The sequence below is a fragment of the Alphaproteobacteria bacterium genome, assembly GCA_040220875.1.
Taxonomy (GTDB): domain Bacteria; phylum Pseudomonadota; class Alphaproteobacteria; order JAVJVX01; family JAVJVX01; genus JAVJVX01.
This window is the reverse complement of record JAVJVX010000003.1, coordinates 429,695-441,520: the sequence shown is the minus strand read 5'-3', so window position 1 is coordinate 441,520 and position 11,826 is coordinate 429,695. Positions and strand designations below refer to the sequence as shown.

The following is an 11,826-nucleotide window of genomic DNA, read 5'->3' as shown; positions in this document are numbered from 1 at the left end:
GCCGAACCAGCGTCCGGCGGTCGGCCTATTCCATCAGCTTGGGAATGGCCGGCTCGCGCCCTTCCGGCCCCAGCGCGCCATAACCGCCATCCACATCGTAATTGGCACCGGTCACGAAGGACGCGTGGTCGGAGCAGAGAAAAAGCACGACATCCGCCACCTCGCCCGCCTCGCCGACGCGTCCAAGCATATGGAAGGGAGCGGCGACGCTGTTCGTCTTTGCCTTGTCGTCATTCGTCACCTCGGACATCAGCCGGCACCAGATCCAGCCCGGCGATACCGAGTTCACGCGAATGTTGTACTGGGCCAGGTCCATGGCCTGGTTACGTGTCAGCTGGGTGATCGCCGCCTTGCTGACCGGGTAGAGCCAGCGGCCCGGCTGCGCGACGCGGGCGCTGATGGAGCTGAAATTCACGATCGCCCCGCCGCCGCGTTTCTTCATGTGAGGCAGAGCCTCCTGCATCAGGACAACATGGCCGACAAAATTTATGTCGAGCGACGTCAGCCAGTCCGCCCGGGGCGAGTTGGGCCCGTCATCCAGATATGAGCAGGCGACATTGATGAGAAAATCGATGCCGCCAAACTTGTCGACCGCGGTCGAGACACATGCCCTGATATCATCGTCGCTTCGCAGATCCGTGTGTTTGAAGACCACTGTCTCGCCCAGCCGGTCGGCCAGCGCCGCGCCCTGTTCTTCGGCAATGTCGGCAATCACGACATTCACTCCGGCCTCTTTGAGGGCGGCGACGACACCGGCGCCAAGACTTTGCGCGCCCCCGGTGACGATCGCCGTTTTCCCATCCAAACCCTTCATGTCCTCTCCCCTTGACCATGAGCGGCCGCAGCAGCGCGGCCTCCACGCCAGTCTCGCATGGCGCACGACCCCGGAACATCTGCCGGATCGCCCATGGCCGACCCTCGCCCGCCCAGCCCAGGCCATCCAGCCCAGGCCATCCAGCCCAGGCCGCCAGCTTAGGCCGCCCGGCGCCGCGCTCTATCCTGGGGCTGCAGGACGGGGCCGGCGGCTGCAAGAACAAGGGGCCGGCCTGCGCCCGGCGGTCATGGTGGATCGCTTGACCCAGCCCCGCCAGCCCCTAGGATCGAGGCAGCGAAGGCTCTCAGTCAGGAGGCGGAACAGCCGTGCGCGAGTCGTCGTCGATACCCCTTTCCCATAAGCCGCTCTTCCGGTCGACCGATCTGGACGAGGCGCGTGACGTGGTCGGCAACGTGTTCAAGCCGCACCGGCTCGAATTTCTGGCGGGCGAGCGCCGGCTGCACGCTGTCCAGAACCGGGTCGAGCTGGGCGAAGTTTCACTCAACTATCTGACCTATGGTGGCGATGTGTTCGTGGGACCAGGGCCGCTCGAGGATTTCTATCTGATCCAGATGCCTCTTACGGGCAGCATGCGTGTGTCCCTCGGCAGTCAGACGGCCGAGACGGGACAAGGCGCCGCGACAGTGTGTTCTCCACACCTGCCGTTATCGATCGAGTGGATGGGGGATTGCGCCTCGCTGACAGTCCAGGTGCCGCGCATGACGCTGGAACGTTTCGTCGGCAACTGCCTCGGCATCCGGATCCGGCGCCCTGTCGAATTCGATCTCGCGATGGACGTATCACGGGGCGAGGCGCAGAGTTGGCGAAGGATTCTGACCATGATCTGCGACGAGCTGGCCCGACCCGCCTCGGCCGCCCGCAAGGGAATGTTGTCACGCCAGTTCGAGGACCTGCTGCTGGCCACGCTGGTCGGCAGCCAGCGGCACAATTATTCGGCGATGATGGAGCGGGAAGCGGCTGGCCCCAGCCCCTATTACGTCAAGCGGGCCGAGGATTACATCCATGCCCATGCCGGGCGCGAGATCACGATCGAGGACCTTGTCACCGTTTCCGGCGTCAGCGCCCGCTCTCTTTTCGCAGGCTTTCGGGCCTATCGCGGACAGGGACCGATGGCCTTCCTCAAGCAGGTGCGTCTCGAGCGCGCCCGGGCCGAGTTGGCCGCGGCCGATCCGGGCCGGGCCAGAGTGATCGATATCGCCCTGAAATGGCATTTCTCTCACATGGGCCGTTTTGCGGCCGATTACGGGCGCAGGTTCGGCGAGGCCCCATCCGTCACGTTGCGGCGCATCAATCGCTGAAGGTCCGGCACCGGCCCCGGTTCAAACTATCCACACCCTGTGAATAAAGAAGATTCATGTGGATAACCCGCCTGACCGCCCTTCCCGTCATAGGAATGCCGTCCGAACAGTCCTAGCATGATCCTCTCGGGGCCGTTGGGCCCGAACACCCGTTTGCGATGACAACCTTGTTCCCCCGACGGGGTGAAAGGATCGACGGGTATGAAGCTCCTGGACAATTTGTGGCGACGAAAACCGGCGCGTCCATCGCCATCCCCCGAGCACCCACCGGGCCTGCCGGCCGGGCTGCGCAAGGCCGACAGCCGCTTCGAGATTGGCGGATCGGAGCCCGGCCTCGCGGAGCTCATTGACGAGCCGCTGACGTCGCTCGTGCTCCGGCGCAACGGGACCAGCCGCGACGAGTTGTGGACGCTGCTGCGCCTGGCGCAGGCTCGCTACCGACAGCCGCCGGACGTCCGGCCTCAGCAATAAGCCTTGTCGATGGCATCGAGCGCGGCGTCGAAGGCGGCCATGCCGGTATCGATCTCCGCCTCGGTAATCGTGAAGGGCGGCGCCACCTTGATCGTGTTGGGCACAAAGCCACCGAGGAACACGCCGCGCGCCGCACATTCGGCCGAGACGATGGAATTGGGCTGTTTCGAGAGGTCGCCCGTGAAGGCCGTGAACCTGTCTTCGCTGACGATGGGCGCGCCATCGCCGTCCACCAAGTCTACGGCGTAGTAGAGGCCGTCGCCCGTCACCAGCCCGACGCAGGGATGCTTCTCCTCGAGCCGGATGAGATGATCGGCCGCATAGGCGCCGAGCGTCTTGACGCGGGAAATCATGTCCTCTTCGATCATGGTCTCGAGGGCCCCCACGATCGAGGCACAGACCAGCGGGTGGGCGTCATGCGTGCTGCCGCTCCACCATCGCGCGCGATCGAAGAATTCGCCCACCTCCTTGTTAGCCACGACGCCGCCCACCGGCAGGGCGGAGCCGTTGATCCCCTTGCCCACCGCCATCAGGTCGGGCGCGATCCCGCCAGGCCTCTGATCGCGGTAAAGATCATAGGCGAACCATTCGCCGAGCCGGCCGAAGCCGCACATGACTTCGTCATCGATCCAGAGCAGATCGTATTTCGTGCACAGATCACGGATCTGGGGCATGTATTCCGGGTGAGGCATGTAGCCGCCGGCACCGAACATCGGTTCGGTGATGATGGCCGCGATATTGCCCGGCCCCGTGGCGCGGATGATCTGCTCCGTGAATTCGATGGACGGCAGGCGGCCGGTGCTTTTCCAGTCCGGGAATTCCGGCGCCGGGATCGGCATATAGCCCCCGCCCGGAAAGCCCGGCACGTCACGAACCACGTTCAGGTCGTCGGACGGCGTAAGATTGCTGCGATAGCCGCGCAACTGCGTCGCACCCGGTATCATCCCGTGATACGAATGCACTTGCGTCAGGACTATCGGCCGGCCGGTGTAAAGGCGTGCCATGGTCATGGCGCATTCAACCGCTTCCGTGCCTGAGGACAGTATCCGCAGGCGGCCGGCCCAGCCGTCCTCGCCGCCCAGAATATCCTCGATGATGAGCTTTGCCGCGCGGGCGCGATAATCGGTCGCCATGCCGAAAAACACGTGGCCATAGCGGCCCATCGCCTTTTGGATTTCGGCGTGAATCCGGGGATGGCGGTGGCCAAGACTGTCCGAGATCAACTGGCTCTGAAAATCAAGGAGCTTGCCGCCATTGGCCAGGTGCAGGTAATTGCCCTCGACGTATTCCACGCCCGTGAAAACGTAGCTGTCCTGGGCCTGAACATTGTGGAGATAGTAAGCGCGGTCCCAGCGCTCGATTTCTTCCCAGTCGATTGCCACCTCCCCGGGCTCGTTCCGGCCATGGCGGGATACATTATCGTCCGGCATCCATTCCTCCCTAACGTCCTTCCGCCTCGAGCACGGCCAGAGACACATCGTCCGGCGCGAGGCCGACATTGTAGCGCCAATCAGGCGAGGCGCGAAAAACCGTCGCATGCATGCGCTGAAAATCGATCGTGTTTCCCCATTCCGGCCAGACGGCGACCCCGTCGGGGTGATCCTCGGTCGTCCATGAGCGGAACGCGCGGATCATCCATTTGTGGAACTCGCCGGCATGGTCATAGGCTTCCGCCATGTAGGGAAACCAGCTCTCCGCATCCACGTAGAGAACACGCTTGCTATAAGGGTGTTCGGAAGGCGGCGTCGCGTCGATGACGTAGACCGGCCGGACTTCCCAGTTATCGAGCGTGTTCCAGTGCGGCCACGCATCGAGTTCCAGATTGGGAAAGCGGCGAGCCGGATCGTCCTCGCCTTCGGGTGGCGTGATGGCCTGGGCATGGGCCACGACGAGCAGGTCACGTCGGCCAAGGAGCTTGTAGCCGTCATACCACGTGGGATACGCGTTGAAATTGCCGAAATCATCCTGCAGTTCGTCAGTACTGCCAATAGGGTTCATCCATGCCCCGCCGGACAGCCGCCGCGTACGGCGCACCTCGCGGACATAGGCCCAGCTATCGTCCAGGCGGCCGGTGTCGTAGCGGATGGAGAACGAGCCCAAACCCTTGATATCCTGGGGTGTCTGCGCGTAGAGCAGAGTCTTTTCGAGCGTGTCGCCGTCGCCGATCACCGGCGGGCCGGCGATCCGGCCCTTCATGAAGAGGCGACGCAGCGCCCAGGTCTGAAACCTTTCCAGTCCGCTCTCCGCATCCACCAGCAGGAACGAGATGCCGGGATGGTCGTGATCGTAACCGCGCGAGCGGCCATAGGTCAGGTTCCAGATGATCTTGTAGCCGGCATCCGGATCGCCCGGATCAATGTCGGGAAACGGGTCCCCCGCCACCCAGCCCTCGACGCGCTTGGTCGCGTCATCGAGCCTCGCCCGCCCCGCATAGTTTTCCGTCGCGGCAACATGACGCGGGTCGAGCGCGATAGGTGTCTTGTGAACAAGGCGCAGCGAGGTCGCGAATTTTTCAATCTGCCAGCGGACCCGCTCGGTCAGGACGTCGCCTATGCGATGACCTTCGAGTCGCGCATCCTCCAGCCTGTCCAGATTGGCAGCGGACAGGACGATGCCCGGACAGACTTCCTTTTCCCCGCATGTCTGGGCTGTCGCATTCGGCGAAGCGAGCCCGAGGCCGAGGGCGGCGGCCAGGAGACCGGCCGCCAGTCGTTTCAGGCAGCGATAATTGAAACCCTCATCAAACACCATGGCCCCTCTCTGCGCCCTGTCCCTGTGGCCGCGGGCCTGCGCGGGAATGCCTCCCGTCCCCGCGCCGGCCTTTTCCCCGTCTCCGGCACATATTCGCACGGAAAGGCGGCGGCGGCCACCGGCGCAAGGCTTGCCCTGGCCTCCTCCTCTCCCCACAATTCCCGCGCCAGCGACCGGGACCGGCGAAAACCCGCGAAAAGCCAGTGGAGAGCAGGAATGAAGATTACGGGATATACGGAGCCCATGACCGCACGGCCCGGCGATACCGTGGCGCTCAAGGTGAGCACGAAGGCCCCCGCCTTCGACATGGCCCTGGTCCGGCTGCGCCACGGCGACCCCAATCCGGCGGGGCCCGGTTTTCGCGAGACGGTGATCGCGCATCCCGATAACGGACGCTATCCGGGGCGCTTTCAACCCATCGTCACGGGCTCCTATGGCCGTGTGCCCGACGCGCCCGATTTATCACCGGCCGCCGGTCTCACGCTGGGCGCGTGGATCTGTCCGACGACACCGGACAAGGGGCTGCAGGCGATCATCTCGAAATGGACCGGCCCGGGCGCGGCCGGCTGGGGGCTCTTCCTGGAGAATGGTGGCGATGTCGCGCTGCGGATCGCGGACGGGCGCGGCGGCATCGGGCGCGTGCGGACCGGCCGCCCGCTTGCCCCCGGGCGATGGTATTTCGTCGCCGCCAGCTATGATCCCCGGACGGGACGGGCCAGCGTCATCCAGCGACCGGCCCGCCGCCTGCCCGACGATCCGGCCGAAGCAGCGATGACCGAAGATCTCCCGGGCGGACTCCTCGTCCCCGTCGAGGCTGAACTGCTGTTCGCCGCCGTGCATTGGAGCGATCCGACGGACCCGGCCTATCCGAGCCCGCTCGCCGGCCATTTCAATGGCAAGATCGACGCGCCCTGCCTGGTGCCCGCCGCCCTGACCCTCGACCGCGAGGCCGCGGACCCGGCCCTGCCCTTGCGCGAGCGCACGGGTGCCATCTGGTGGGATTTTGGACGCGATTTCGATTCCCGCCGACTGACCGACGGGTCCGGCCGGGGCCACACCGGCGAGACCGTGAACCTGCCGGCCCGCGGCGTGACCGGCCATTGCTGGACGGGGCGGTTCGATCATTTCCTGGACGCCCCGGCGGAATATGCCGCGATCCATTTCCATGACGACGATCTCGATGACGCGAAATGGGATACCGACGTTGCGCTGCGTCTGCCCGACGACCTGCCCAGCGGCATCTACGCCTTCCGCCTGCGCCCGGCGCAAGCCGAAGGCGACGCCGAAGGCAGTGCGGCGGAGGAAGATCACGTGCCGCTGTTCGTGTGTGCCCGGCCGGCCACTCCCGGCGCCGATGTGGCCTTTCTGGCGCCCACCTGCAGCTACCTCGCCTACGGTAACGAGCAACTGACCGAAGTCCCGATGGCGCTTTGCCCGAACCAGAACCCTGACGCCTCGAAAGAGGCCTATGCCTACGCGGCCGACAACCATCTCCTCAGCCTGTACGAGCGCCATAGCGATGGCAGCGGCGTGTTCTTTTCCTCGCGACGGCGCCCGATCGTCAGCATGCGCCCCAAATTCTACATGATGGCGACCGATGGCCCGCACCAGCTTTCGGGCGACCTGCATCTGGTGGACTGGTTGATGGAAAAGGAAATCGCCCATGACGTCCTGACAGACGAGGCGCTGCATTTAGAGGGAATCGAGGCTTTGAACCCCTATCGGGTCATCGTTACCGGCACGCATCCCGAATACTGGAGCGAGCGGATGCTCGAGGCGCTCGAGACATATATGGAGAATGGCGGTCGCGTCATGTATCTCGGGGGCAACGGGTTCTACTGGGTCACCTCCTTTCATCCCGACGCGCCGCATGTCATCGAGATCCGCCGCGCCGATGGCATCCGGACCTGGGAATCGGCGCCGGGCGAGCGCTATCACGCTTCGACCGGGGAGCGGGGCGGATTGTGGCGCTGGAGGGGCCGGCCGCCGCAGGCGCTTGTCGGCGTCGGCTTCACCGCCCAGGGGTTCGACCGCAATTCGCCCTACAAGCGTCGCGAGGACAGCCATCGGCCGGGCGCCGCGTTCGTTTTCGACGGGCTCGGTCCCGACGCGCTGATTGGCGATCACCCATCACTGGTATTGAAGGAAGGAGCCGCCGGTTACGAGCTGGACCGCATGGATCCCGGCCTCGGCACGCCGGACACGGCCTACTGGCTCGCCGCCAGCTTCGATCATTCGGACGCGTACCAGCATTCGGTCGAGGAGGTACTGATGAGCGACTCGCGCCAGGGCGGCTCGGTCAACCCGCTCGTCCGCGCGGACATGGTCTATTTCAAGCACCCGAATGACGGCGCCGTATTTTCCGTGGGCTCGATTTCCTGGTGCGGCTCGCTGTCCTACAACGACTACGAGAATTCCGTTTCGCGGGTAACGGAAAATGTATTGCGCCGGTTCCTCGACCCGCTCCCCCTGCCGTCGGACTGAGCCGCGCGCGCCATCACCGTCCGGACCGGGGTCGGGGCAGCACCCGATTCACCCTGAAGACGTTGCCTTCCGGGTCCTCAAGGACGGCCTGATAAAAATTGTAATAGGTGATGTAGGGTTCCTTGAGGAGACGCGCGCCGTACTTCAGTGCTTTCTCGACCCTTTGCTCAAGCTCCTTCTTCGAGCGCGCCTCGATGTTGATGAACACCTTCACGTCCGGGCGCGCCTGGCGGCGAGGCTGACGCACATTTATGAGTTCGTAGGCATCGAAGGCATTGAAGCCGAGCGCCGCCTGGCCTGCATCGAGGCAGCGGAAGATGGGCGAGCGGTATTCCCTGATTTCCGGGAAATCGAAAACCTTCTGGTAGAATCCGGCCAGGCCCTTGAAATCCCTGGCGAATACATTGACGAGGTTAAGCTTTGCCACTTCCACATTCCTTTCTGGCCTTTCCGGCGCGCGGGCATTCGTCAGTACCCGGCCTCTCCCGTCACCTCGAAGCGGGTCTGACTGGTAAACCGGCGATGCAGGTATTCACCAAAGGACACTGGCGGATATTTCACCGGCCGATCGGCCGATTGGCACGTGGGCAGGCACTTGATGACCGCGTCGTAATTTGGCTGCTGAAAGTAGACCAGCGATATTCGCTTGGTTGATGCAGCGTCTTCCGGCGGGTTGACGACACGGTGACGGGTGGAGACCCACTGATCGTTGGTCCATTGCATCAGGCAATCACCGATATTGACCACATAGGCGTTCTTCACCTCCGGCACATCGATCCATTCACCGGCCTTGTTGAGGACTTGCAGCCCGGCCGCGTATCCACCCCGCCAGAGGAGGGTGAAACTGTCGTAATCCGTATGCTCGCCTGCTCTCAACTGGCCTGGCATGGGCGCCGTTTTTTGTTCCGGGTAGTGTATGACGCGAAACGCGCTGGTATGCCTGTCCACGACAGGCTGGAAATACCTCTCGTCAAGGCCGAGGGCGAGCGCAAACACGCGCATCACGTCATCCGACAGATGCTCCATGGCCCGGTAATATTTCACCATGGCTTCGCGAAATTCAGGTGGCGTGGGCGGCCAGATGTTGCGGGCGAAAAGCTGGAGCGAGCCGGCCGCATCGTAATAGGGATCGTCCTCGGGGATTTCGGGCGGCCCCATCGTGAAGGATTCCTTGAGGTCGCCCGGCGTCTCCTTGCCCGAAAGGTAAGCGAGGCTCTCTGCTTCGATCCGGCTGAAGCCTCGCGGAACGTCATCGCTCCATTGGCTGACCTTGAGCTTTTCCTCAAGCGGCAAGGAAAAGAACGCATCGGCGGCCTTTTCCGCGTCCCCGCAAAGCGTCGGGTCAACACCGTGGCCCTTGATCACGAGGAATCCGATATCGGTGCAGGCACGCGCAAACTCGTCGACGACTTCCCGGCGCTTGCCGGCGTCTCCGGTGCGAAAGTCCGAAAGATCGATGATCGGGACATAATCAAGCGTCATATTGGCCTCTAGGCTGATTTTGCTGCGGACAAGGCTGTGCGATTTCCCGCAGCCGCGTTTTGCAGGATTTTCCGACCGGCATTGCTGAGCGAGTCACTGTCGAAATTGCAAAGGTCATAATCGAACAGCGCCCGCCCCTTCATGGAGCGCTTCTGCGCCTCGATCACGATCTTGTCCTCCTTGAAGGCACGGAGCGCCGTTTCATGCCAGAAATGCATGAGATCGTCGTTTTTCTGGATGAAGCGATAGGCGTTCCGAAAAAAATAATTTGTGGTGTCGCCTGTTTCCGGGCTGAGCGCATGAATATTGATCAACCCGATACCCTCTTCGTAAGGCGCCCCGGGCGCCTTGGTGACCGAGGAGAACACGAAGCAGCCCGGCGGGACCCAGCTTACGTCCATGTGCCAGTCAAGGAGCCCGTCGTAGTACTCGAGCCCCTGCTTCATGGCGTAGGCCTTGATGAAACAAGGGCCAGGCCGGGTCTTGTTGAGCAGCACCTTGTAGGTGATGCCGTCATCCGCGACGTCGGCGTGGAAATCGTGTTCTGTCTGGGCGACGGCCGCGTTCTCCTCGTGCTTGCGTGTCACCTGGAGCCCCTCCGAACCGAAGCTCGTCTTGTGCACAAATTCTGCGTGACCGGCATCAAGCAGGTTGTCGACGATCAATTCGTAATTGGCGCCAAAGGACAGGATCTGCCCGTTCCTTGCGTCATAGGGCTCGACACCGTACTGAAAGACGTCGGGGATCGAACGCTCGTCGTGTGAAAGCGCGGGATCTCCGGGCCAGAGCCAGATGAAACCGTAGCGCTCCTGCACGGGATAGGTCCGGGCGCGGGCCTTTGCCGGAACGCGTGTCTGGCCCGGCACACTCACGCATTTACCCTGCGCCTCAAAACAGGCGCCGTGATAGCTGCACTGCAGCACATTCCCGACGACCGCCCCCATGGACAGGGGCAAAAGCCTGTGCGGACAGCGATCCTCGAAGGCCCCGAGCGCGCCATCCTCGAGCCTGAAAAGGGCAAATTCCTGTCCCAGAAGACGACGCCCGAGGACGGTTCCCGGCTTCAGGTCACTCGCATGGGCGACCACGTACCAGGCGTTCGAAACCGAAAGGGGCTCGTTCGGAACTTGTTCCATGCGTGTTTCCATCCTTGGCGTGTTTCCATCCTTGAATCGCGCCTGTTCCGGGCCCGTCACCAGGCGATCACGAGGGGCGGCCATGCCCGCTTTGATGGCTGCCCGGGGTCCTGTCAGCGCGGGCGCCTAGGCGACGGCAGCGATGCCGCCCGTTTCTTTCGCCTCCATGGCCTCGAGGACATCACGTCCTTTCAAGCTCATGGAATCGCCTTCCAGGTCGAAGAGCTTGTGGCTCATCAGGTCGCCCGGCCCGGCCACCGCCTGCTGGGCCTCGATGACGAGCTTATCTTCCATGAAGGCCTTTCGACAGGTCTGGATCCAGAAATCGGCGATGTCCGATTTATGGTCGTTCGCCAATGCCGAGCAGCGATAAATGTAATGAGCGGTATCGTCGGTTTCGGGCGTCAGCAGATGCAGGTTGATAACCCAGACCTCCTCCTCCGACGGCGCGCCCCGGGGCCGCATCCTGGTTGCATAAGAGAACAGACCCGGCGGCTGCCAGTTGACATGCATCTCGAGATCGAGCTTTTCCCGGAATTCCTTCTGCCCGTATTTCAATGCATAGATGGCGCCAAAGCAGGGGCCGCCAACGATGCCCGGCAGATAGTAGGAGAAATCGATCCCGTCATCCCGCATGTCGAGCGTGAATTCCTCCGTCGCGCCGTCCGCACTGTCGGCCGAGCGCGATGCCTGCCAGTCGCTCGACCCGAAACTTGAGCGGTGGACGAACTCGGCATGGGTCGGATCGAGCAGGTTATCGACAATCAGCCGGTAATCGCATTTCAGCGACAGCATCTGGCCGTTGTGAAACGCGTAGGGCGCTTCTCCGTATTTCAGGAAATCCGGGATCGAGCTTTCGTCCCCGCTGAGCGCCGGATCGCCGGGCCAGACCCAGATCAGGCCGTACCGCTCCTGGACCGGGTATTTCCGGACGCCCATGCCTTCGGGTGGCCGGGACTGTCCTGGGACGCTGACGCATTTGCCGGCGGGATTGAAGGTTGCCCCATGATAGCCGCAGCGGAGATTTTCCCCGATCACCTCGCCGAGCGAAAGGCGGGCGAGCCTGTGCGGACACCGGTCCTCGACGCCGTGCACCTCGCCCGATTCGGCGCGGTAAAAAACGATGGGATGGTTGGCGACGGTCCGCCCCAGCACGCCCGACGGCCTGAGTTCGTCCGCGTGCGCCGCGATATACCACGTGTTCTGGATCATGGGGCCTCCCTCCAGCCATTGTCCGAGACAGCGTGCGGGTCCGGCGAAGCCTTTTTTTCTTTTCCCGCCGGGCTCAAGCCAAGCGAAATCTCCCCTGTCAGACACCTATCGAATTTGATAGGGTTTCGGACACAGGCCCTCGCCTTACACATAAAAA

The 11,826-nt window shown here is 63.2% G+C and carries 10 protein-coding genes; 3 read left to right on the top strand and 7 right to left on the bottom strand.

Features of this window, described 5'->3' with window-relative positions:
* Positions 1-25: 25 nt before the first annotated feature.
* A complete protein-coding gene (locus tag RLQ26_02110) occupies positions 26-814 on the bottom strand; it encodes an SDR family oxidoreductase (GenBank protein ID MEQ9087520.1) in 789 nt (262 codons plus the stop codon).
* A 326-nt stretch (positions 815-1,140) separates the two neighbouring features.
* Between RLQ26_02110 and RLQ26_02105 the strand changes: the two genes are divergently transcribed.
* Both RLQ26_02105 and RLQ26_02100 read left to right on the top strand, forming a co-directional pair.
* Entirely contained in the window at positions 1,141-2,133 is a 993-nt protein-coding gene (locus tag RLQ26_02105) for a helix-turn-helix domain-containing protein (GenBank protein ID MEQ9087519.1), read from the top strand.
* Positions 2,134-2,334: 201 nt separating this feature from the next.
* A complete protein-coding gene (locus RLQ26_02100) occupies positions 2,335-2,604 on the top strand; it encodes a hypothetical protein (GenBank protein MEQ9087518.1) in 270 nt (89 codons plus the stop codon).
* Here the strand turns inward: RLQ26_02100 and RLQ26_02095 are convergent.
* Together RLQ26_02095 and RLQ26_02090 are read right to left on the bottom strand one after the other, a co-directional pair.
* A complete protein-coding gene (locus RLQ26_02095) occupies positions 2,595-4,034 on the bottom strand; it encodes an aspartate aminotransferase family protein (protein ID MEQ9087517.1) in 1,440 nt (479 codons plus the stop codon). The genes RLQ26_02100 and RLQ26_02095 overlap by 10 nt on opposite strands.
* A gap of 10 nt (positions 4,035-4,044) precedes the next feature.
* On the bottom strand, positions 4,045-5,355 hold the full coding sequence (locus RLQ26_02090) for a DUF1329 domain-containing protein (protein ID MEQ9087516.1): 1,311 nt from the start codon (positions 5,353-5,355) through the stop codon (positions 4,045-4,047).
* Positions 5,356-5,571: 216 nt separating this feature from the next.
* Between RLQ26_02090 and RLQ26_02085 the strand changes: the two genes are divergently transcribed.
* A complete protein-coding gene (locus RLQ26_02085) occupies positions 5,572-7,839 on the top strand; it encodes a LamG-like jellyroll fold domain-containing protein (GenBank protein ID MEQ9087515.1) in 2,268 nt (755 codons plus the stop codon).
* Between the two features lie 13 nt (positions 7,840-7,852).
* Here the strand turns inward: RLQ26_02085 and RLQ26_02080 are convergent, their stop codons facing one another.
* The 4 genes from RLQ26_02080 to RLQ26_02065 form a co-directional block, all read right to left on the bottom strand.
* Positions 7,853-8,266 (bottom strand): VOC family protein, encoded by a 414-nt coding sequence (locus RLQ26_02080; GenBank protein ID MEQ9087514.1) that lies wholly within the window; start codon positions 8,264-8,266, stop codon positions 7,853-7,855.
* Between the two features lie 41 nt (positions 8,267-8,307).
* Positions 8,308-9,321, bottom strand: a complete 1,014-nt coding sequence (locus RLQ26_02075) for a 2-oxoglutarate and iron-dependent oxygenase domain-containing protein (protein MEQ9087513.1) — start codon at positions 9,319-9,321, stop codon at positions 8,308-8,310.
* Positions 9,322-9,329: 8 nt separating this feature from the next.
* Entirely contained in the window at positions 9,330-10,457 is a 1,128-nt protein-coding gene (locus RLQ26_02070) for an aromatic ring-hydroxylating dioxygenase subunit alpha (GenBank protein MEQ9087512.1), read from the bottom strand.
* A 126-nt stretch (positions 10,458-10,583) separates the two neighbouring features.
* Positions 10,584-11,669 carry an aromatic ring-hydroxylating dioxygenase subunit alpha gene (locus tag RLQ26_02065; protein MEQ9087511.1) on the bottom strand — a complete coding sequence of 362 codons (1,086 nt, stop codon included), beginning with the start codon at positions 11,667-11,669 and terminating at the stop codon, positions 10,584-10,586.
* Positions 11,670-11,826: the final 157 nt, after the last annotated feature.